A 21,747-nucleotide genomic window follows, 5' to 3' on the forward strand; every position below is an offset into this window, starting at 1 on the left:
ATGGCCGACCTGAAGGTCAGCGTCGTCTCGGCCGACCACGAGGTCTGGTCCGGGCTGGCGAAGCAGATCGTGGCGCGCACGACAGAGGGCGAGATCGGCATCCTGCCCGGTCACGAGCCGCTGTTGGCGATCCTCGCCGCGGGTGAAGTGCGTGTGACCACGCTCGAAGGCGCCGTCGTGAAGGCGAATGCCGAAGACGGGTTCCTCTCTGTCGAGCACGACACAGTGACGATCGTTGCGCGCAACGCCGCGCTGGTATAACCCATGCTGGTAGCGATGGCCGGTCTTCCCGGTACAGGGAAGACCGCCATCGCCGAAGCGATAGGCGCGCGGCTGTTGAAGCCCGTCGTGTCGGTCGATCCGATCGAGTCCGCGATCCTGCGGGCCGGGATCGACGCCGACCAGCCGACCGGTCTCGCCGCCTACTTGGTGGCCGAGGCCCTCGCCGAGACCGTGCTGCGTGCCGGTCACGGCGCCATCATCGACGCGGTGAACGCGGTCGACCCCGCCCGTGAGCAGTGGGTCAACCTCGCCGCCCGCGCCGGTGAGCCGCTGCGATTCCTCGAGGTCGTGTGCTCCGATCTGGGAGTGCACCGCAACCGTCTCGAGGCGCGAGAACGCGACCTCCCGCACGTGACCTCCCCGACGTGGCACGCCGTCGAGCAGAGCCTCGACGAGTACGCTGAATGGTCGGGATCGAGCGGCGACGTCGAACGTCTCACCCTCGACTCCGTCGAGCCGTTGGAGACGCTGGTGCAGCGTGCACTCGCATTCCTGGCCCGGCCCGTCGACTCCCCACCCACAGCCCCGTAAGGTCACATGCTCGTACTGCTCCCTCCCTCCGAGACCAAGCGGGACGGCGGTGAACCGGGCAGCAGCCTCGACCTCGCCGGCCTCAGCTACCCCGAGCTCGCCGCGCACCGCGCCGAGACCCTCGACGCCCTGCGCAAGCTCTCGCGCAATCTCACCGTCGCCACCGGCGCTCTCGGACTGGGCCCCACCCAGCGGTTCGAGGTCGATCGCAACCGTGTCGTGCTCTCGTCTCCCGTCATGCCGGTGATCGACCGGTACACGGGCGTGCTGTTCGACGGGATCGCGGCGGAGTCCCTGCGCGACTCCGAGCGGCAGTGGGTGCTCGAGCACGTCGCTGTGAACTCCGCGCTGTTCGGCCTCGTCGGCGCCGGCGATTGCATCCCCGCCTACCGCCTGTCGCACGATTCCCGGCTGCCCGGCCTGTCGCTGAAGAAGCACTGGCGTCAGGCCATCGGCGAGCTGATCGCGCGGGAGCCCGGGCTCGTGCTCGACCTGCGCTCCGAGTCGTACGCGGCGCTCGGACCGCTCACCGCCGGCCCGGACGCCCACTACCTCCGGGTCGTCACCGAGACCGACACCGGCCAGAAGAAGGCGCTCACCCACTTCAATAAGAAGGGGAAGGGTGTGTTCGTTCGCGAGCTCGCCGTGGCGGGCATAGACCATGCGAATGCCGACTCTCTTCTGGCTTGGGCTGCCACGGCCGGCATCCGGCTCGAGCGCGGCAAGCCGGGCGAGCTCGAGCTCTACGTCTGAGCGGCGGCCGCCTCAGAGCGACGTCGGCGCCGATAGAGTGGGCGCACCCGCTTCATGCGACACACCCCAGGGGGACCGCCATCGACTCGTACGACAGCTACACCAGCGACGCGCAGGCCGCGGCCACCGTGGGACTGGTCCTGCTCGCCTTCGTCGCGTTCGTGGCGGCGGTCGTCATCGTGAACTACCTGCTGACGGCTGTGCCGCTCGCCGCCCTGTTTCGCAAGACGGGCGTAGAGCCGTGGAAGGCCTGGGTGCCGGTGCTGAACACGTACACCTGGCTGCGACTCGGCGGGCAGAACGGCAACTGGGCCTGGGCGTCGTTCGTGCCGTACGGCAGCGTCGTCACCTCCGTCTTCCTGTATGTCGGGATGCACCGGACGGGCCGGGCCTTCGGCAAGGGCACCGGCTTTCTCGTGCTCGGGATCGTGCTGCCATGGGTCTGGCTCTTCGTCCTGGGCTTCGGACGCGCCGAGTACCGACCGCACACTCTCACGGTGGAGGGCTACAAGCCGCCCCTGGTCGGCCACGGGTCCCCGACGTCCGCACTCGACGGTGCCGCGACCTCCGGCACTGCGCTGCCGGGCGCCGCGCTGCCGGGCACACCGCCCGAGTACCTGGCAACGCCCTACGCGCCACCGCGCGAGCCGTAGGCCACGTCTGGCCGCACCCTCTGATTCAGGAACTCTGATTCAGGGCCTCTGATTCAGAGGCCTATCGGCCGGCTCACCGCTCGCCACTTTGCGCCCTCGCACAACCGAGGACGTGGTCGTTCACCATGCCGCTCGACTGCATGAGCGCGTAGAGCGTCGTCGGTCCGACGAATTTGAAGCCTCGAGCGCGCAGCGCAGCGCTCATCGCCGTGGACTCCGGGGTGATCGCCGGAACCTGCGACAAGGAGGCCGGGGGAGCGGCACGCGCCGGGGGAGCGAACCCCCACATCAGCTCGTCGAGGGCGCCGGGTCGCTCGTCTACCATCGACTGCGTGATGGCAGCGTTGGCGATCGTCGCCTGGATCTTCGCGCGGTTGCGGATGATGGCGGCGTTCTGCATCAATGCGTCGGCCTCGTCGGGCTCCATGGCCGCCACGCGGGCGATGTCGAAGCCGTGGAACGCCTGCCGGAAGCTCTCCCGCCTGCGCAGGATCGTGATCCACGACAGGCCGGCCTGAAAGCCCTCGAGGGAGAGCTTCTCGAAGAGCGGACGATCGCCGTGCAGCGGCGTACCCCACTCCTCGTCGTGGTAGCGGGAGTACTCCACGTCGCCGCCTGCCCACCCGCACCGGGGCACTCCGTCGTCTCCGACGACGATGCTCGCCCGTTCGGCCGTCAAGCGGGCACCGGCTCGAAGCCCACGGTGTGGTGCACGATGCCCTCGTGGTCGAGCAGCCAGGCCTTGGTCGGTATGCCGTTGCCGCCGCTGTAGCCGGTGATCTTGCCGTTGCCGGCGAGGATGCGGTGGCAGGGGACGATGATGGGGATCGGGTTCGCGCCGACCGCGCCGCCGACGGCTCGGCCGGCGGTGGCTCGGCCGGTGGCCAGTCCCACGCTGCCGTAGGAGGCCACTTCGCCCCACTGCAGGTCGCGCAGTTGCGCCCAGACGGCCTTCTGGAAAGCGGTGCCCTCGAGGCGCACCGGCAGGTCGAAGTCGCGGCGACGGCCGTCGAAGTACTCGGCCAGCTGTTCGGCCGCGGCGTCGAGCACCGAATTGCGGTTCTCGGGAAACTCCTCGAGCGGCAGAGAGCCGGCACGCTCGATGCTGAGGGAGGTGATCGCCTCGCCGTCGCTGGTGATCTCGAGCCTGCCGATGGGACTCGGCACGCGGACGAGGTACCGCGGGGGTTCGAATGTGGCTGTTCGAATGGTCATGACACGACTGTAGCCCGCGGTGCCGACGCGGTTCTGGCACTTTTCGGACATGGCGAAACCGGCGACGGCCGAGATTCCTGTGGAGGAGAGGACACGGCGGTCTAGCATCGAAGAATGGCAATCATCGAGTACCGCAACCTCGGCGCGAGCGGCCTGCGCGTCTCAACGATCGGCCTCGGCTGCAACAACTTCGGACGGGCCGGCACGTCGAGCGAGTCGCAGGAGGGCACCGACGCGGTGATCAACGCGGCGATCGACGCCGGGGTGACCCTCTTCGACACGGCGGACATCTACGGCGCCGAACGGGGATTGAGCGAGACCCTGATGGGCAACTCCCTCGGCGCCAGGCGCGGAGACATCGTGCTCGCGACGAAGTTCGGCATGGACATGGCCGGAGCGAACGGGCCCGACTGGGGTGCGCGCGGCTCCCGCCGGTACATCCGGCTGGCGGTCGAGGCGTCGCTGAGACGCCTGCAGACCGACTGGATCGACCTCTACCAGCTGCACACGCCAGACCCGCTCACCCCCGTCGAGGAGACCCTGGCGACTCTCGACGACCTCATATCCGAGGGCAAGGTGAGATACATCGGGCACTCCAATCTCGCCGGCTGGCAGATCGCGGAGGCCGAGTACGTCGCGACGCTCGCGTCGCATCCGAAGTTCGTGTCCGCCCAGAACGAGTACAGCCTCCTCGTGCGCGACGCGGAGGCCGAGGTGCTGCCGGCGGTGAACGCCTACGGACTGGGCTTTCTGCCCTTCTTCCCGCTCTACAACGGCCTGTTCACCGGCAAGTTCTCCCGTGAGGGTGGCCCAGCCGACAGCCGCATCATGCGTACCCGCTCGCACCTGCTGGCCGATGCGCCGTGGGACGCTATCGAGCGCTACGAGGCCTTCTGCGCCGCCCGCGACGTGAGCATGCTCGAGGCCACGTTCGCGTGGTTGCTCGCGCAGCCCGGACTCACCAGCGTCATCGCCGGTGCGACGCGCGCCGAGCAGATCGTGCAGAACGCGGATGCCGCTACCGCGTGGACGCCGACCGCCGAGGAGGTCGCCGAGATCTCGGAGCTGTTCGACCCCGCCACGCTCTCCTGAGACGGGCCGGCTCGGCGCTAGTCCGTCACGAGATCGTCAGCACGATCTTGCCGAGCCCGCTGCGCTCCTCGAGGCGTCGGTACGCGTCGACGACGTCGGCGAGCGGGTAGGTGGCGAGGATCGGGAAGACGATGGCGCCGGTGGCCGCCGCCGTGGCCAGGCGCTCGAGGCCGGCCCGGTTCTTGCCACCGCCGCCCACGTTGGTGATGCCGAACTCCTCGCCCGCCTCGTAGTCGGCGATCGAGTTGATCCGGCCGGGCGGGATCTCGAGGGCGAGCGCGAGCTCGACGCCCGAGCGGCCGACGTTGTCGAGCGCCGCCGTGAAACCGCCCGGTGCCGCGGCCCTGGCCCGTTCCACCTCGCCCTCGCCGTACGCGATGGGGATCGCGCCGAGCGAACGCAGAAATTCGTGATGCGGTTCGCTCGCGGTCGCGACGACCGTGGCGCCCGCCTTGCGGGCGAACTGTACGGCGAGCAGCCCCACGCCGCCCGCGCCGGCCGTGACGAGCACCGTGTCGTCGGGCGTCAGCGAGAGCGAGTCGACGGAACGCTCCGCCGTGTTGCCCACGAGGCCGATGCCGCCGGCGACGGCCCAGTCGAGCTCGGCGGGCTTCGGGGCGGTGCGGGCGCTGGGAACGACCACGTACTCCGCCTGGGCGGCGAACGACGTGAAGCCGAGTACCTCGTCGCCGACCGAGACATCCGTCACGCCCTCCCCGACCTCGTCGACGACGCCGGCGAATTCGGATCCCTGACCGCTCGGCAGCGGGATCGGCTTGCCGTATCCGCCCCGGCGCACCTTGAAGTCGTAGGGGTTCAGCCCGGCGGTGCGCACCGCGACCCGCACCTCGCCCGGGCCTGCGTGGGGTTCGTCGACGTCGACGACCCTGAGAACGTCGGCGTCGCCGTGTTCCGAATACCTGACAGCGAGCGACATCCGGATCTCCTCTTCTTGCAGCATGTGTCGTCTGCAGCTTAGGCGAGCGCGCTGCCGCCCCCCGCTATCCACAGGCGCGGAGTTGTCCACAGATCCGACCGCGGCGTCCCGGTGCGCCGTCGACGGGCGGAGGCTGTGGGTCATGACGACGATCGTGAAAACCGCCCACGCCAAGGACTTCCTCGCCCTCGTGCCTCAGCTCGTGGGCTTCCAACCGCGGCAGAGCATCGTGTTCGTCGCCTTCCGGGGCAGCCGAACGTGCGCTGCGGTGCGGTTCGATCTTCCGGATGACTCGTCCCAGCAGCATCACCGACGTGTGGCCACCTCGCTCGTCGGCATGCTGAGCAAACTGCCCGGCGCAGACGGGGTGGTGCCCGTCGTGTACACCGAGCGTGCGTATCGCGGCGACGGCGGCGATCCAGACGCCCCGGCCGGCGACGCGGGCCCTCCGCACAGCCTTTTCGTGGCCGCCGTCATCGAGCGTTTCCGGTTCTCCGGCTATCGTGTGCGCGACGCCCTGTGTGTGGCCGGCGACGCCTGGGGCTCGTACCTCGATCCCGACTGCCCCGCCGAGGGGCGCTCGCTCGACGACATCGCCGGGTCGGAGGCCCTCGGCGAGGTTCCGCAGCTCGCCCGGTCCCGCTTCGGCGACGTCGCTCAGTGGGCGGCGCTGCCCGTCGTCGATCTGGCGACCAAGGAGGTGGTGGCACGCAAGCTGCGCGAGCTCACCCGCGCGTTCCAGCCCGGGCGATCCGGCGCCCCGGCGACCGCTCACGCCGACGACGGCATCACCGCCGTCGAGGCCGACGTCGCGCTCGCCCTCGGCCTGGACGATCCCGCCAGGGTGCACGACCTCCCCGCAGTGCTCGAGCTGATCCTCGCGCACGACGTCGCCCGGCTCGACGACCGGGCGGCGGCGTTCGTCATCGCGATCTGCCGGTCGCCGGCTCTGCGCGACGTCGTGATGCTGCAGTGGGCCTTCGACCTCGCGACGGGCGGCCGTGTGCTCGACGACGCCGAGAGTTTCGCGGCCGGCACCCCGGCCGAGAGCCTCGACAGCGGAGTGCTGATGCTCGGCCAGGGCCCACGGCCCGACCCGGAGCGTGTCGAGGTGGCGATCGAGCTGCTCAAGGCGATCGCCGCGCGGGCGCCCCGGCCCGACCGACCGCCGTTGCTCTGCATGCTCGCCTGGCTGAACTGGGCGCTCGGTCGCAGCAGTGTCGCGCACCTGTTCGTCACGGCGGCGCAGGAGATCGACGGACGCTACGGGCTCGCCGAACTGTTGCGCACCGTGCTCGACCGCGGCATGCTCCCGGAGTGGGCCTTCGCGGTCGACTAGGGGGCGCACGTCCCGCGACAGGAGCCGGCCCGCCCGTCGCCTTCCCGCCCGTCGCCTTCTCGCCCGTATCCTTCCCGCCCGTCAGGAGTTCAGCGCGGCGAGTGCCCAGTTCAGCGTCGTGGCGAACAGCACCCAGGCCCAGTACGGCACCAGCAGCCACGCCGCGGTCTTGCTCACGGGCCAGAACGCGATCATGGTCAGGAGAACCATCACGTCGAGCGCGAGGATGATGGCGAGCGCGACCCACAGGGCGGGCGCACCGATGAAGGGGAACAGGCCGAAGAACACCGGTGTCCAGATCGAGTTGAGCACGAGCTGCACCACGTAGAGGGCGAGCGGACGCCGCACCGACACCCGGTGCCGCTGACGCCACACCAGCCACGCGGCGACGCTCATCAGCGTGTACAGCAGCGTCCACGCGGGTCCGAAGACCCAGCTCGGCGGATTCCACGGCGCCTTCGCGGCATCCGCGTACCAGCCCTCGACGTTGCCGGCCGTGGCGATGGATCCGAGAGCGGCGACGCCGAAGGAGATGGCGAGAAACGCGACGAGGACCAGTGCGGAGGTGAGTGTGGACGTGCGATCGGAAGTGCGGTTCATGCGTTTCACCCTACGTTCGCCCACCGGCCTCGGCTATAGCCCGCCGCCGGGTCGCGGTGCGATGTTGATGCTGCTATTGAGCTCGTCGACGTCGGCGTTCAGCGCGTCGAGCTGGGCGACCAGCGCCGTGTAGGTCGCGTCCCGCGCGGAGATCGAGGCGTAGAGGGCGTCGAGGTCGTCGCGGCGTTGCACGAGTGCGTCGTATTCGCGGTCGAACTGTCGCTGGGAGTCGAAGTCGCCGGAGGTGGCGCGGGCGTTGAACGACTGCACGTCGACGTCGAACTGGTCGTAGCCGGCCGTGTAGCTGGCGTAGTCCGCCTCGATGTCGGCCGCCAGCGCGTCGAGCTGCGCGACCAGGTCGGCCGCCTGCTTCTCGATGTCGACGAAGACCTGGTTCGACACGGCGTGCAGCGCCACGAGCGCCTGTCGGTCGGAGAACAGGTCGGCGTAGTGCCTCTCGAGCCGAGGATCCAGCTCGGCGACCTCCGTGCCGAGGATCGAGTGCAGCTCGTTCAACCGCTCGCCGGGCTCGCTGCGCGCGTAGAACTCCATCCGTGCGGCGAACTCCGGATCGGCCTCCGACAACAGCGCCTGCTCCTCGAGCAGCGGACCGATCGCCGCGAGCTCGTCGTCGCCCATCCGCGCCCACGCGGCGTGCAGCATCTCGTGCGCGGCGATGACCTCCTCCATGCCGTCGAGACGCTCGTCCGTGATGTCGTACAGGTGGATCGCGCCCGTCGCGGGCAGGTAGCAGCCGAGCGTGCCTATGCCCTCCTCGTCGCTCGAACAGATCTCGTCGAACGACTCCTTCGAATTCACCACCGGACTGCTGGCGTAGAAGAGAAACGCGCCCAGCTCGGTCATCGTCGACCGGTCGACGTAGGTCTCGAGCACGTCGGTGGGGGAGAAGTTCCACACCGCGATCTGGTCGGCGAGCCGCTGGCCGTGCAGTGAGATCCAGACCACGGCGACGAGCGGGATGATCTGCACCGCCACCAGGAGGGCTATCGCGATCGCGCCCACGACGGGAAACCGCGTGCGTGAGGTTCGCTCGTTCAGAGGCTCGTCTCCCAGAAATCAAACCGGACGGGGTTGGGCACACCCTACCAGCGGGTGCGCCGAGCAGGCGGGCCCAGGCGGCACGTGTGGCACCATTGCTGAAGCCCGACCCGAGACGGAAGCGACCCGAATGAACACCACCAGCGCCACCCCGACCGGGGTCATCGTCATCGTCGCGGCCGTGATCACCGACGAGGCCGGACGGCTGCTGCTCGTGCGCAAGCGCGGAACGGACCGGTTTATGCAGGCAGGCGGAAAGATCGACGCCGGCGAGACGCCCGCGGTCGCGCTCATGCGCGAGCTGGGCGAGGAACTCGCCATCGACGTGCTGCCGGGCGACCTCGACTATCTCGGGCGCTTCCACGCCCCGGCGGCCAACGAGGCGGGTTACGTCGTCGACGCCGAGATCTTCTTCGTCTCCGTGCGCGGAGAGGCCGTGGCATCCGCGGAGATCGACGAGCTGATCTGGGTCTCGCCCGACGAGGCGCTCGACTATCCGCTCGCCCCGCTCACCAGCGAGGTGCTGCTGCCCCTGCTCGCGGCGCGCGCCTCGTAACGCGGTCGCGCCGCTACCGCTTCTTGTGCGGATGCTTGTTGTGGTTATGCCGAAGCTTGGGCGGGTCTGCGGCGAGAAACTCCACGGCCTCGTCGATCGAGGTGACCTCGGCGGGGGTGCCGTCGTCGAGTTCGAACGGCTTCCAGGCGAGGATGACGTTCTGCCCGGCCTCGATGTAGCCGACGGTGTTGCCGTCCGACAGCACCTGCCAGTCGAGCTTGACGTCGGGAACGCCCATCCCGAGCTTGCGGGTGTGGGCGGTCGGCATGATCGTGACGAGGTGGCCCACCGCCTCGAAGTCGATTCCTTGGGGTCGCAACGCTGCGAGATCTTCGAGAGTAACCATGGGCATACCCTAGGTCGCGTCAGGGCGGGCCGCTAGTACCGCGCTAGTGTCCGGTGAGCGGCGCCATCACGCGCGCGGCGAGCGACGGCCGACCCGTCACGGCCTCCTCGGCGTCGGCGACCGCCATCGCCGCCAGCCCGAGATTGGCGCCGACGAAGCGCAGCGGCTCGCGCTCCCACCGCGGAGAGCGGTGTCCCACCCAGGGCAGAGCCGTCAGCGTCGAGCTCGCGCCGGTGATGAGGTCGGCGAGGGTGCGGCCGGCGAGGTTCGTGGTGCTGAGGCCGTCGCCCACGTAGCCACCGGCGCGGGCGATGCCGGTGGCGCGATCGTGGTGCACGCTCGCGTGCCAGTCTCGGGGCACCCCGAGCGGCCCGCCCCACCGGTGGGTGACTCGGGCCCCCGCGGCCTCGGGGAACAGGTCGACCAGGCTCGCCCGCAGGTGCTCGAACACGCGGGGAGCGCGGTCGTACTCGGCGCGGATTCTGCTTCCCCAGTGATAGCGCGCCCCCCGACCGCCGAACGCGAACCGGTTGTCGGCCGTGCGCTGCCCGTAGACGAGCAGGTGGCGGTAGTCGGTGAACGTCTGCCCGTGCTCGATGCCGATAGACCGCCACGCGGCGTCGGTGAGCGGCTCGGTCGCGATCATCAGCGAGTAGAGCGGCAGCACGTCGCGCCGGGTCTGGGGGATCGTCGCGCCGTAGCCCTCGGTCGCGATGACGACGTGATCGGCGGTCACCGTTCCGCGCGCCGTCAGCACCCGGTGCGGCTCCCAGCCCAGCACCTCGGTGCCCTCGAAGATGCGAGCGCCGCGCGCCTCGACCACCCGGGCGAGCCCGCGAACCAGCTTCGCCGGATGCAGCCGCGCGCAGGCCGGGTCGACGGCGCCGCCGAGCGCTCCGGCGACCGCGGTCTGCACGAGACGCAGGTCGTCGACGCCGTAGGCGCGCGCCGTGACGACCTCGGCGCGGGCCGCGGACAGCTGCACCTCAGACCGGGCGAGCGAGAGAGTGCCGCCCTTCACGAAGTCGCAGTCGATGCCCTCGGCGGCGGCCACACGCCCGACCTCGTCGACGGTGTCGACCATCGCGCGGCGCATGGCCAGGGTCGCGTCCCGTCCGTGCTCGCGCACCAGGGCGGTGGTGGATGCGGGGAAGAGCGCGCTGCACCAGCCCCCGTTACGCCCCGACGCCCCGAACCCCGCGATGTGCTTCTCGAGCACGGCGATGCGCAGGCCGGGGTCGCGCTGCAGCAGGTAGTAGGCGGTCCACAGGCCGGTCAGCCCGCCGCCCACGACTGCCACGTCGACCGCGGTGTCTCCCGGCAGCGGGGAACGCGGGGTGAGATCATCCGCCACCGTGCCGTGCCAGAGACTGAGCCCGCGGTAGACGCTCTCGCCGTCGTCCACCTAGAGCTTGGTCCACGCCTCGGTGAGCACAGAGCGCAGTATGCCCTCGATCTCGTCGAACTCCGCGGGTCCGACGGTGAGCGGCGGGGCAAGCTGGATGACGGGGTCGCCGCGGTCGTCGGCACGGCAGTACAGCCCCGCCTCGAACAGCGCCTTGGAGAGGAATCCGCGCAACAGCCGCTCGGCCTCGTCGTCGTCGAACGTCTCCTTCGTGGCCTTGTCCTTGACGAGCTCGATGCCGAAGAAGTAGCCGTCGCCGCGCACGTTGCCGACGATCGGCAGGTCGAGCAGCTTCTCGAGCGTCGCCCGGAAGACGGGCGAGTTGGCGCGCACGTTCTCGTTGAGCTTCTCCTCCTCGAAGATGTCGAGGTTGGCGAGGGCGACGGCCGACGAGACGGGATGCCCGCCGAAGGTGTAGCCGTGATAGAACGACGTGTCGCCGTGCTTGAACGGCTCGTAGATTTTCTCGCTGACGATCGTGGCGCCGATGGGGGAGTACCCGCTCGTCATGCCCTTCGCGCAGGTGATCATGTCGGGCTCGAAACCGTAGGTGGTCGAGGCGAACATGTTGCCGATGCGCCCGAACGCGGTGATGACCTCGTCGGCGACGAGCAGCACGTCGTACTGGTCGCAGATCTCGCGCACCCGCGCGAAGTAGCCGGGCGGAGGCGGGAAGGCTCCGCCGGAGTTCTGCACCGGCTCGAGGAACACCGCTGCCACCGTCTCCGGGCCCTCGAACAGGATCATCTCCTCGATGCGGTTCGCGGCCCACTGCCCGAACAGATACGGGTCGTCGGCCGGCGCGCCCATCTCCGAGGCGCGGTAGTAGTTGGTGTTCGGCACCCGGAAACCGCCCGGGGTGACCGGCTCGAACATCTGCTTCATCGCGGGGATGCCGGTGATGGCGAGCGCGCCCTGGGTCGTGCCGTGGTAGGCGACGGAGCGGGAGATGACCTTGTGCTTCGTCGGCCGGCCCTGCAGCTTCCAGTAGTACTTCGCCAGCTTGAACGCGGTCTCGACGGCCTCGCCGCCACCCGAGGAGAAGAAGACGCGGTTCAGCTCGCCGGGCGCGTAGGAGGCGAGCCGGTCGGCGAGCTCGATAGCCGAGGGGTGCGCGTACGACCAGAGCGGGAAGAACGCGAGCTCCTCGGCCTGCTTGGCTGCGACCTCGGCGAGCCGCTTCCGGCCGTGGCCGGCGTTGACCACGAAGAGCCCGGAGAGGCCGTCGAAGTACTTCTTGCCGCGGGAGTCGAAGATGTGGTGGCCGCTGCCCTTAACGATGATCGGCACGCCGCCGCCGTCTTCCATCACGGACTGCCGGTTGAAGTGCATCCAGAGATGGTCCTTGGCCTTCCGCTGCAGCGCGGCGTCGTCGCCGCCCTCGCTCGAAGCCGGGCCGACTGTCTGCTCTGTGGTGGTCATCGCGGTTACCTCGTTCCCCAGTTGTAGAGCTGCTTGAAGAGTTTCAGATAGACGAATGTCTCGGTGGACTGCACGCCCTCGATCGCCCGGATCTGCTTGTTCAACAGGTCGATGAGGTCGTCGTCGTTCTCGCACACCACCTCGGCCAGGATGTCGAAGCTGCCCGCGGTGAGAACGACGTAGTCGACGGCGTCGAGCGCGCCGAGCGCCTCGGCCACGAGGGTCGTGTCTCCCGAGACCCGCACGCCGATCATCGCCTGACGGTAGAACCCGAGCTGCATCGGATCGGTCACGGCGACGACCTGCATCACGCCCGACTCGGTGAGCTTCTGCACGCGCTGCCGCACCGCCGCCTCGCTGAGCCCGACCGCCTTGCCGATCTCGGCGTACGACCTTCGGCCGTCGGTCTGCAACTGCTCGATGATCGCCTTCGAGACGGCGTCGAGCTGTACGGGCTTTGCAATGGACTTGCCGAGCGAGTTCATGGGTTGATTCTGTCAGTGCGCCGTGGCGGCCACAAGCGATTCCGCAACGTGCGGCAGATCAGACCGTCGAAATCCGTCGAAATAGCCCGCTGTGCACAATGATCGGGCTCGTCGCGCCGCGGGTCGGCGGATAGCGAATAATAGGGCTGTGATCCCCGACCTCGACGACACCATCCGATCGGTCGACCGTGCGGCGGCGACCGGCATCGGCGGCGACCTCGACGACACGATCGTCGGTCGACCGGGCCCCGCGTCGACCGGCGTCGCCGCATCCGCCCCGCCCCGCGCCCCCGAACCCGCCCCGCCGGCGCAGCCCTCGCAGCCGGCGGCGGCGGCGCCGCCCGCCCGCTACGGGTTCCGCATCGGGCGCAGCGAACGCACGGTGCTGCTCGACGTCGCGGCCTATGTTGGCCGGTCGCCCAGCTCGCCCCGCATCAGCAACGGCGAACTGCCCAAGCTCATCCGCGTGCAGTCACCGAAGGGGGAGGTGTCGGGCACCCACCTGGAGATACGTCAGCTCGGTACATCCGTCATCGTCACCGACCTGCGTTCGACCAACGGTTCGACGGTCTCCGTGCCCGGCAGCGCGCCCCGCTCTCTGAGACAGGGTGAGGCGATGGTCGTCACCCCCGGTACGCTCGTGGACATTGGCGACGGCAATATCATCGAGATCCTGCCGCTACAACGCCACCTCGGGCCAACCGGTCATGAACGGCCAGACGGCCATGAAGAGTAGGGCAGCATGACCGAGATCGGCGCGAGCAACCCAGAGCTGCCCATTCCCCTCCCCGGGGGAGGTGCGGGCGAGATCCGCATCGCCTGGGCGGCGGTGACGGATGTCGGACGCCGACGCGCGGCCAACGAGGACAGCTTCATCGCCGCTCCGCCGATCTTCGCGGTCGCCGACGGCATGGGCGGACACCTCGCCGGCGACCGGGCGAGCGCCGCGGTCGTCACCCGCCTCGCCGAGGCACGCACGTCTGACTTCATCGAGCCGGAGTCGATCGAGCGGGCGCTAGAGAAGGCGACCGCCGACATCGACGTGATCTCCGACGGCAGCGAACTCGGCGTCGGAACGACGGTCACCGGCGCGGCCCTCACCATGATCGACGGCGAGCCTTACTTCGCCATCTTCAACATCGGCGACAGCCGCGTCTACCGGTACGAGCGCAACGAGCTCGCCCAGGTCACCGTCGACCACTCCCTCGTGCAGCAGCTCGTCGAGAGCGGGCTGATCACCCCCGCTCAGGCACACAACCACCCCGAGGGCAACGTCATCACGCGGGCCGTCGGATTCCAGTCGCAGCCCACCCCCGACTACTGGCTCCTGCCGCTGAAGCCGGGGCTGCGGTTGCTGATCTGCTCCGACGGGCTCACCGGCGAGATCGAGGACGAACGCCTGCGGCTGCACCTCGCCGCCGGACTCTCGGCCACCGAGACGGCGAGTGCGCTGGTCGATGCGGCGCTCGCCGAGGGCGGACGCGACAACGTCACCGTGCTCATCGTCGACGTCGTCGACGTGATCGGAGCGCATGCCGCAGAGGGCGGCGCGGACACCGGGATCACGGCACCCCGGGCAAACCATAGAGTGCTCTGACACAACCTGCTTAGAATAAGGCAAAGTTGTCCGCGGTCTGAGGGGGGTCTACGTGGCGCGTCGCCTTCCTTCGCAACCTCCGATCCTGCCCGGGTTCTCGTACATCCACGTGCTCGGTTCCGGCGGTTTCGCCGACGTCTTCCTCTACGAGCAGAACATGCCTCGGCGCCAGGTCGCCGTCAAGGTCATGCTCGCCGAGGTCGTCAACGACCAGGTGCGGCAGATGTTCCAGGCCGAGGCCAACCTCATGGCGCAGTTGAGCGCCCACCCCTCGATCCTCACCGTGTATCAGGCCAGCGTCTCCTCCGACGGGCGACCGTATCTGGTGATGGAGATGTGCTCGTCGTCGCTCAGCCAGCGCTACCGCGCCGAGCGGCTGCCCGTCGCCGAGGTAATGCGCATCGCGATCAAGATCGGCAGCGCCATCGAGACGGCGCACATGGCCGGCGTGCTGCACCGTGACATCAAGCCGTCGAACATCCTCATGACCGCCTACGGCCACCCCGTGCTCTCCGACTTCGGCATCGCGGCCACGCTGAGCGAGTCGGACTCGCAGCAGGCCATCGGCATGTCGATCCCGTGGTCGGCTCCCGAGGTGCTGATGGACGAGACGGCCGGCACGATCGCGTCGGAGGTGTGGGCGTTCGCCGCCACCGTGTACTCGCTGCTCGCCGGCAGGTCGCCCTTCGAGGTGCCGGGAGAGTCCAACACCTCCGTCGACCTGATCTCCCGGATCAACCGGGCGAAGGCCCAGCCGATCGCCCGCCCTGACGTCCCCGCCAGCCTGGAGCGTGCGCTGACCAGGGCCATGTCGAAGAGCACCAAGAACCGGCCGGCGAGCATCCTGGAGCTCGTCCGCGAACTGCAGTCGGTCGAGACCGAGATCGGTGTGGCGCAGACCCCGGTCGAGGTCGCCATGGACGACTGGGCGCTCGCCACCGTCGCCGACCTGGAAGACCGCACGCGGGTGCGCGGCGTCGCCGGTGCCGCCGCCCCCGTCGCGCCCGGCCGTCGCCGCCGACGCGTCGCGGCCGTCGCCGACAACTACGACGCCGTCGGCACCCTGATCAAGGGCAACAGCGACAACCGCAACACGGCGGGAGACCGCGGTCAGGGCAACCGCACCGTCGGCCACCGCAGCCAGGGCCACCGCAGCCTCGGGCAGCGCGGCTCGACGCGCGCCCCGGTCGGCAAGCGCATGCAGCTGCTGGCCTGGATCCTCGTGGCCTGCTCCGTGCTCGTCATCGCGCTCGGGGCGACGGCCACGCTGGTGCTGATCCGGTCGAGTTCCGACGATATCCCCGTGGTCAGCGATATCGCGTCGTCGATGAGCGGCGAGACGGTCACCTTCACCTGGGACGATCCGGGTCTCGCCGACGCCGACGCCTATCAGATCGAGCTCGACGGCGACACGCAGAGCGTGCAGAGCACGCCGGAGTTCGTCGCCGACGGCTCGGCGGGCGACTACATGTGCATGACCGTCCGGGTCAGCCGCGACGGCCGCCTCGGCGAGCCGAGCAACCCGAAATGCGTGGACATCCCCGGGTGAGTGGCGCATGATCAGGGATTGGATCCGAGGGCACAAGTCGCTCGTCACCACGGTGACGAGCGGTTCTCTTGTAGCGGCGCTGGTCGCGACGATCGCCGTGGTCTCGAACGGCTACTCGGCTCAACGACTCGACCTCAACGACGCCTCCGTGTGGGTGTCGAACGGCGCCGACCAGTTCATCGGCAGGGCCAACACCGAGGTGTTCGAGCTCAACACGGTCGTCGCCGGCGCGAGCGCAGAACTCGACGTCGTGCAGCGGGGATCCACCGTGCTGATGTTCGACCGCAGCGACGCCACCCTCGACCTCGTCGACGCGGCGACCTCGACCGTCACCGAGAGCGTGCCCCTGCCTCCGCTGCAGCCGGCTGTGTTCCTCGCCGGCGACAACGTGGTGCTCTTCTCCCAGGGCACCGGCGAGGTGTGGATCATCCCGCTCGCCGACCTCTCCGACTTCGACACGGGCCAGGAGGCGACCCTGAGTCTCGGTGCGAACTCCGCCGTCAGCGTCGACCCCGACGGATTGCTGTTCGCCTTCAGCCCCGAGACGAACAAGGTCTACCGCGTCGATGCCGCGATGGCGTCGACGGGAGCCGTGACGGCGGATGCCACGGCCTCGACCGAGCTCGGAGGCACGACCGGCGACTACGCCGTCACCTCCGTCGGCGGACGCTGGGCCGTGCTCGACATCGAAGCCGACCGAGTCGAGGTCGCCGGCCGGGTCGTCGACCTCGCCGACTCGCTCGGCGACAGCGCCGGAGACGGTGCCGCAGGCGTGCGGCTTCAGGCCCCGAGCTCGGCGGGCGGCCCGCTGCTCATCGCCCACTCTTCCGGCCTGATCGGACTGTCGCTCGGCGGAGGCGACCCCACTTCCCTGGTCACCGACGGCGGCGGTACCGCGGCCGCACCCACCGTGGTCGACGGCTGCGCATACGCCGCGTGGTCGAACGGCCGGTCCTGGCAGCGCTGCGACGGCGAGCCGAGCACCCGGTCGCTCGAGAACATGCCCGCGAACGCGCGACTCGAGTTTCAGGTCAACGGCGCACGCACGGTTCTGAACGACGCAGCCGGCGGGGCGTCGTGGGCGGTGCAGGCCGACGGAGAGCTCATCGACAACTGGTCAGACCTGATCGACGTCGACGAAGACGAACAGCAGGTCGAGCAGAACGACGACAACACGCCGCCCGAGATAGAGAAGACCCAGCTGCCGCCCGTCGCCGTCGACGACGCCTTCGGAGCCAGGCCCGGCCGTTCCACGGTTCTGCCCGTCCTGCTCAACGACTACGACCCCAACGCCGACGTCATCGTCGTCAGCTCCGTCACCGACATCGATCCCGCCGTCGGACGCATTGACCTCATCCAGGACCGTCAGCAGTTGCAGCTCACGCTCGAACCGGGCGCAGCGGGCACGGTGAACTTCGGCTACACGATCGACGACGGCCGTGGCGGGACAGCGAGCGCGAACGTCGAGGTCGCGATCCGCCAGCCCGGCGAGAACTCGCCCCCGCAGCAGGCCCGGGCAACGAAGACCACCCTCGCCAGCGGCGGCACGGTCACCGTCTCGACCCTCGACGACTGGATCGACCCGGACGGCGACCCGTTCTACCTCGTCAGTGCGACGGCACCCTCGCAGATCACGGCCAGCTTCAAACCGGAGGGGACCGTGATCCTCACCGACGCCGGCTCCGGCATGGGACCGTCGTCCGTGTCGCTCGTGGCATCGGACGGCACCGCGTCGGCGGCCGGCTCGCTCTCGGTCGAGACCATGGCGGCAGACGAGGTGCCGCTCGTCGCCGAATCCTTCGTGGTGCCGGCCCACACGGGCAAGGAGACCACCGTCTCGCCGCTCGACCACGTGCGCGGAGGCAACGGCTCTGTGCGGCTCAACGCCGTGCCCGCGAAGGCCGGGGTCACGATCACGCCGAGCTACGAGACGGGCACCTTCCGCTTCATCACCGACGAGCCGCGCTCGCACTATCTCGAGTACACCGTCACCGACAACGAGCAGACCGCGACGGGCCTCATCCGGGTGGACGTGACCGCGCCGCCCGACGCGAACACGAAACCCGTCACGATCCCGAAGACGATGTTCGTCCCCACGTTGAGCAGCCGCTCCGTCGACGTCGCGGCGACCGACATCGATCCGGCCGGGGGAGTGCTGCTGGTCACGGGCGTGGTGGACGTGCCCGCGACATCCGGAATCCGCGCCGAAGTACTCGAACAGCGGTCGGTGCGGGTGACGCTGACCGGCCCGCTGCAGGGACCGGTGAGTTTCGGCTACCGCATCACCAACGGGCTATCGGAGGCCATGGGCACAATCACCGTGATCGAGGTGGCGCCGCCGACCCGGCTGCAGCCCCCGATCGCGCGGGACGACTCGGCCACCGTGCGGGTCGGCGACGCGATCACCATCGACGTCATGCAGAACGACGAGCAGCCCGACGGTGAGCCGATCACCCTCAACCCGGTGCTCGTCGACGGTCTGAGCGGCTCGTCGGGTCTGCTGTTCGCCTCCGGCGACTCGCTGCGCTATCTCGCGCCGACGACGACGGGCAATTTCACGGCCGTCTACGAGATCGTCGGCCCGCTCGGGCAGACGGCGCAGGCGCAGCTGAGCATCGAGGTGCGCGAGCCCAACGCCGAGACGAACACCCCGCCGGTGCCGAAGACCGTCGTGGCACGGGTGCTCGCCGGCGAGAGCGTGCGCATCGAGATCCCGCTCGACGGCATCGACCCCGACGGCGACTCCGTGCAGCTGCTCGGGCAGGAGTCCAGCCCGGAGAAGGGCGGTGTCGTCGCGGTCGGTGCGACGAGCATCGACTACGAGGCGGGCGACTACTCCGCGGGGACCGACGCCTTCACCTACACGGTGCGCGACGCCCTCGGAGCGCGGGCGACCGGCACCGTGCGGGTCGGCATCAGCCCGCGCGGCGACGAGACGCGCAACCCCGTGGCGATCGAAGACGAAGTGAACGTGCGCCCCGGCGCTACCGTGTCGGTGCAGGTGCTCGCCAACGACTCCGACCCCGACGGCAGTCCGCTGCGGGTGGTCGCGGTGCAGCCGAACGACGACAGCCTCACCGCCGAGATCGACGACGACACCATCGTCGACATCACTGCCCCCACAGCGGAAGGCATCTACGGGCTCGTCTACTCGATCGAGAACGAGGTCGGCGGGTCGAGCTCGAACTTCGTGACGGTGGTCGTCAGCGACGACGCCCCGCTCGCGTACCCGCTGGCTCGCGACACGGTGCTCACCCTCACCGACGTGCTCGACCGCACCGCCATCAACGTCGACGTGCTCGACAACGTGTTCTTCGCCGACGGCGACGCGCGCGATCTCGATCTCGCGATCGTCCCCGGCTACGGGGGCAGCGCGACGGTCACTGCGCGCAAGGAGATCCGAGTCACCATCACAGACGAGCGGCAGATCATCCCGTTCGCGGTCTCCCATCCCGACGACAGCTCCGCCCGCTCGTACGCGTTCATCTGGGTGCCCGGGTACAAAGACGCCCTGCCGCAGCTCAACCGTGACGCGCCCCGGCTGCAGGTCGTGAGCGAGGAGACCCTGCGGATCGACCTCAACGACTACGTGATCGCCGTCGACGGCAAGAAGGTGCGCCTGACCGACTCGAGCACCGTGCGCGCGACGCACGCCGACGGCTCGTCGCTGGTCGTCAACTCGAGCACGCTCTCCTTCACCTCCGCCGACCTGTACTTCGGGGCGGCATCGATCTCGTTCGAGGTCACAGACGGCACCTCGGCCAACGACCCGGAGGGTCGGAAGGCCAGTCTCGTGCTGCCGATCACCGTGAAGCCGCGTCAGAACCAGCCGCCGGTGTTCAGCGGAGCCAGCATCGACTTCGAACCGGGCCAGGAGAAGGTCATCGACCTCGCCAACCTGACCAACTACCCGTACGCCGACGACCTCGACGAGCTCGTCTACTCCGTGCGCGAGCCCGCACCGGTCGGATTCAGCCACCAGCTCGTCGGCCAGAGCCTGACCCTCCGCGCCGACGACACGGCCGCGAAGGGCTCGACCACGGCGATCTCCCTCGGGGTGCGCGATGCCACGGCCGAGGGACAGGCGGGCCGAATCCAGCTGCGCGTCGTCCCCTCCACCCGCCCGCTCGCGATCCCGGCGACCGACAACGCGGTGGTAAAGCGCGGTCAGTCGACGGTGGTCGACGTTCTGTCCAACGACGAGGCGACCAACCCGTTCCCCGGCGAGCCGCTGCGCGTCGTCGCGGTACGCGGCATCGACGGCGGTTCGCTGCCCGCCGGCGTCGCGGTGACCGCCTCGAACGACAACCGCAGGCTCACCGTCACGGTGGCGGCGACGGCCGCTCCGGTCGACGCGATGGTTCAGTATCAGGTGGCCGACGCGAGCCGTGACAGCGACCGGTACGTCTGGGGATCGGTACGGATCTCCGTTCAAGACGTGCCGGATGCCCCGGCCAAGCCCACTCGCCAGGGGAGCAGTATCAGCGGCGAGCTCGTGCTGCGCATCACGGCGCCGGTCACGAACAACTCGCCGATCACGAACTACCGCGTGACGACCGCGAGCGGGTACGCGTTCGACTGCGGCACGCAGCTGATCTGCGCCCTGCCAGGCCTCGTCGTGGGCGAGCCGTACCGGTTCCAGGTGACGGCCGTCAACGCCATCGGGCCGAGCGCGCCGAGCGCGCCCAGCGACGCGTACACGGTCGACTACCTTCCCGCGGCTCCCGTGGTGACGGCCGAGGCATCGACCGCGGAGGTCGCCCCGACCGGAGGCGCGCTCACCGTCTCCTGGCCCGCCGTCGACGACCCGACGCCGGGCACAGCGGTCACCGGCTACACCGTCGAGGTCGACGGCCTGCCGCCCCGCGACGTCTCTCGAGCGGTCACGACCACGACCTTCCGCGACCTCCCGGCCGCGACGAGCTACTCGGTCAGGGTCTACGCCCGCAACAGCGCCCAGGTGGGCTCGGCCGGCGACTGGCGCCGCTCGAACCTCGCGACGGCGACCACCATCGGCCTGCCCACCCCTCCGCAGCCCGGGCCGAGTGCGGTGAGCGGCCTGAACGGCGCGATCAGTGTCTCCTGGGGGGCTTTCGCGCCGAACGGCGGCGGCGAGGTGACCTACGCCGTGCGTCGCACGACCACGGGCGAGCCCGCCCCCACGGCCTGCGTGTCGCCGACGGCGTCGACGGGCACATCGCTGTCGTGGACCGACTCGGGGCGCAGCGACGCGGTCAGCTACACGTACTACGTCTTCGCCGACAACGGCCGATACTGCTCCGTCGCGTCGACCGGCCCCGCCGAGGGCAAGCTGCCGCCGGGCGAGGTCATCGGCAGCGTGATCCTCACCGATCGCGAAACGGGGCAGCTCGACGTGCAGGCGGTGATCAACGGGGTCAGATTCGGCATCGCCGGCCGTTACGAGTACCGCGTCGCCGGCGGAAACTGGGCGCCCGTGACCCCCGGCCAGTGGCTCACGTCGACGGGGGACTCCTCGGTCTACGGCACATCCGTCGCGGTCAGCTACCGGGCCTGCCGTGACGCCTCGACCGACTACTGCGGGCCGGAGTCCGGTGCGGGCTCCGCGACGCCTCTCAACGGGGTCGCCTCGATCGCCAGCTGCACGCCACCCGCGGGCAGCGACCAGGGTTCGCTAGTGCTGGCACGTCCGCTCAGCTCGCCGTCGCAGAGCGTGTCGTACAGCGTGTCCTTCAATCGACCGCTCGCGGGCGACATCGGAGGACCGCTCATCCCGAACTGGGGCGCGTTCGAGACCTACAATGAGGGAGATCCTGTACCGTCGGGAACCGCCGGAGTCCGGGTGAGAACGACGGTATCGGCCGGGGGAACGTCGTTTGGCGATGCCCCCGTGCTAGAGAGTGTGTGCGGCAGTTGATCGGCGCCCGCACAGACTCCGCCACGACCC

Annotated in this window: 20 protein-coding genes; 11 read left to right on the top strand and 9 right to left on the bottom strand. The window is 69.5% G+C overall.

The features are described from left to right. The 4 genes from ABIE21_RS01590 (at position 1) to ABIE21_RS01605 (ending at position 2,219) form a co-directional block, all read left to right on the top strand. Positions 1 to 261, top strand: a complete 261-nt coding sequence (locus ABIE21_RS01590; RefSeq protein ID WP_354023032.1) for a F0F1 ATP synthase subunit epsilon — start codon at positions 1 to 3, stop codon at positions 259 to 261. A 3-nt stretch (positions 262 to 264) separates the two neighbouring features. Next, on the top strand, positions 265 to 813 hold the full coding sequence (locus ABIE21_RS01595; RefSeq protein ID WP_354023033.1) for an AAA family ATPase: 549 nt from the start codon (positions 265 to 267) through the stop codon (positions 811 to 813). A 6-nt stretch (positions 814 to 819) separates the two neighbouring features. Further along, a complete protein-coding gene (locus tag ABIE21_RS01600) occupies positions 820 to 1,566 on the top strand; it encodes a YaaA family protein (protein WP_354023034.1) in 747 nt (248 codons plus the stop codon). 128 nt (positions 1,567 to 1,694) lie between these two features. Continuing rightward, on the top strand, positions 1,695 to 2,219 hold the full coding sequence (locus ABIE21_RS01605) for a DUF5684 domain-containing protein (RefSeq protein WP_354023035.1): 525 nt from the start codon (positions 1,695 to 1,697) through the stop codon (positions 2,217 to 2,219). A 73-nt stretch (positions 2,220 to 2,292) separates the two neighbouring features. On the opposite strand, the gene ABIE21_RS01610 is transcribed toward ABIE21_RS01605, so the two are convergent. Beyond that, positions 2,293 to 2,898 carry a DNA-3-methyladenine glycosylase I gene (locus ABIE21_RS01610; protein WP_354023036.1) on the bottom strand — a complete coding sequence of 202 codons (606 nt, stop codon included), beginning with the start codon at positions 2,896 to 2,898 and terminating at the stop codon, positions 2,293 to 2,295. Further along, positions 2,895 to 3,434 (bottom strand): methylated-DNA--[protein]-cysteine S-methyltransferase, encoded by a 540-nt coding sequence (locus ABIE21_RS01615; protein WP_354023037.1) that lies wholly within the window; start codon positions 3,432 to 3,434, stop codon positions 2,895 to 2,897. Before ABIE21_RS01615 ends, ABIE21_RS01610 begins: the two co-directional genes overlap by 4 nt. Before the next feature lie 114 nt (positions 3,435 to 3,548). Here ABIE21_RS01615 and ABIE21_RS01620 point away from each other — a divergent pair, with 114 nt between their 5' ends. Further along, entirely contained in the window at positions 3,549 to 4,526 is a 978-nt protein-coding gene (locus ABIE21_RS01620) for an aldo/keto reductase (protein ID WP_354023038.1), read from the top strand. A gap of 25 nt (positions 4,527 to 4,551) precedes the next feature. Here the strand turns inward: ABIE21_RS01620 and ABIE21_RS01625 are convergent, their stop codons facing one another. Next, the gene (locus tag ABIE21_RS01625) at positions 4,552 to 5,463 is read right to left on the bottom strand and encodes an NADP-dependent oxidoreductase (protein WP_354023039.1); all 912 of its coding nucleotides are present in this window, start codon (positions 5,461 to 5,463) and stop codon (positions 4,552 to 4,554) included. A 142-nt stretch (positions 5,464 to 5,605) separates the two neighbouring features. Between ABIE21_RS01625 and ABIE21_RS01630 the strand changes: the two genes are divergently transcribed. Next, a complete protein-coding gene (locus ABIE21_RS01630; RefSeq protein WP_354023040.1) occupies positions 5,606 to 6,802 on the top strand; it encodes a DUF4192 domain-containing protein in 1,197 nt (398 codons plus the stop codon). 81 nt (positions 6,803 to 6,883) lie between these two features. Here ABIE21_RS01630 and ABIE21_RS01635 read toward each other — a convergent pair whose 3' ends face one another. Both ABIE21_RS01635 and ABIE21_RS01640 read right to left on the bottom strand, forming a co-directional pair. Further along, entirely contained in the window at positions 6,884 to 7,402 is a 519-nt protein-coding gene (locus ABIE21_RS01635; RefSeq protein ID WP_354023041.1) for a TspO/MBR family protein, read from the bottom strand. 33 nt (positions 7,403 to 7,435) lie between these two features. Then, on the bottom strand, positions 7,436 to 8,425 hold the full coding sequence (locus ABIE21_RS01640) for a hypothetical protein (RefSeq protein WP_354023042.1): 990 nt from the start codon (positions 8,423 to 8,425) through the stop codon (positions 7,436 to 7,438). 166 nt (positions 8,426 to 8,591) lie between these two features. Between ABIE21_RS01640 and ABIE21_RS01645 the strand changes: the two genes are divergently transcribed. Further along, complete coding sequence (locus tag ABIE21_RS01645) at positions 8,592 to 9,017, top strand: NUDIX hydrolase (protein ID WP_354023043.1); 426 nt, start codon at positions 8,592 to 8,594, stop codon at positions 9,015 to 9,017. A gap of 13 nt (positions 9,018 to 9,030) precedes the next feature. Here the strand turns inward: ABIE21_RS01645 and ABIE21_RS01650 are convergent, their stop codons facing one another. From ABIE21_RS01650 to ABIE21_RS01665, 4 genes are read right to left on the bottom strand one after another with little or no spacing between them, the layout of a single operon-like run. Beyond that, the gene (locus tag ABIE21_RS01650; protein WP_354023044.1) at positions 9,031 to 9,363 is read right to left on the bottom strand and encodes a hypothetical protein; all 333 of its coding nucleotides are present in this window, start codon (positions 9,361 to 9,363) and stop codon (positions 9,031 to 9,033) included. Between the two features lie 43 nt (positions 9,364 to 9,406). Continuing rightward, positions 9,407 to 10,768: an NAD(P)/FAD-dependent oxidoreductase gene (locus ABIE21_RS01655; protein WP_354023045.1), complete on the bottom strand. Its 1,362-nt coding sequence runs from the start codon at positions 10,766 to 10,768 to the stop codon at positions 9,407 to 9,409. Beyond that, a complete protein-coding gene (locus ABIE21_RS01660) occupies positions 10,769 to 12,190 on the bottom strand; it encodes an aspartate aminotransferase family protein (RefSeq protein ID WP_354023046.1) in 1,422 nt (473 codons plus the stop codon). A 5-nt stretch (positions 12,191 to 12,195) separates the two neighbouring features. Next, the gene (locus ABIE21_RS01665; protein WP_354023047.1) at positions 12,196 to 12,675 is read right to left on the bottom strand and encodes an Lrp/AsnC family transcriptional regulator; all 480 of its coding nucleotides are present in this window, start codon (positions 12,673 to 12,675) and stop codon (positions 12,196 to 12,198) included. 148 nt (positions 12,676 to 12,823) lie between these two features. Here ABIE21_RS01665 and ABIE21_RS01670 point away from each other — a divergent pair, with 148 nt between their 5' ends. The 4 genes from ABIE21_RS01670 to ABIE21_RS01685 are packed head-to-tail and all read left to right on the top strand — an operon-like array spanning position 12,824 to position 21,717. Beyond that, positions 12,824 to 13,411 carry an FHA domain-containing protein gene (locus ABIE21_RS01670; RefSeq protein WP_354023048.1) on the top strand — a complete coding sequence of 196 codons (588 nt, stop codon included), beginning with the start codon at positions 12,824 to 12,826 and terminating at the stop codon, positions 13,409 to 13,411. 6 nt (positions 13,412 to 13,417) lie between these two features. Then, positions 13,418 to 14,272 carry a PP2C family protein-serine/threonine phosphatase gene (locus tag ABIE21_RS01675; RefSeq protein ID WP_354023049.1) on the top strand — a complete coding sequence of 285 codons (855 nt, stop codon included), beginning with the start codon at positions 13,418 to 13,420 and terminating at the stop codon, positions 14,270 to 14,272. Between the two features lie 52 nt (positions 14,273 to 14,324). Then, the gene (locus ABIE21_RS01680; RefSeq protein WP_354023050.1) at positions 14,325 to 15,821 is read left to right on the top strand and encodes a protein kinase domain-containing protein; all 1,497 of its coding nucleotides are present in this window, start codon (positions 14,325 to 14,327) and stop codon (positions 15,819 to 15,821) included. 7 nt (positions 15,822 to 15,828) lie between these two features. Further along, positions 15,829 to 21,717: an Ig-like domain-containing protein gene (locus ABIE21_RS01685; protein WP_354023051.1), complete on the top strand. Its 5,889-nt coding sequence runs from the start codon at positions 15,829 to 15,831 to the stop codon at positions 21,715 to 21,717. Positions 21,718 to 21,747: the final 30 nt, after the last annotated feature.

This window comes from Conyzicola nivalis, from assembly GCF_040548875.1.
Taxonomy (GTDB): Bacteria; Actinomycetota; Actinomycetes; order Actinomycetales; family Microbacteriaceae; genus Conyzicola; species Conyzicola nivalis_A.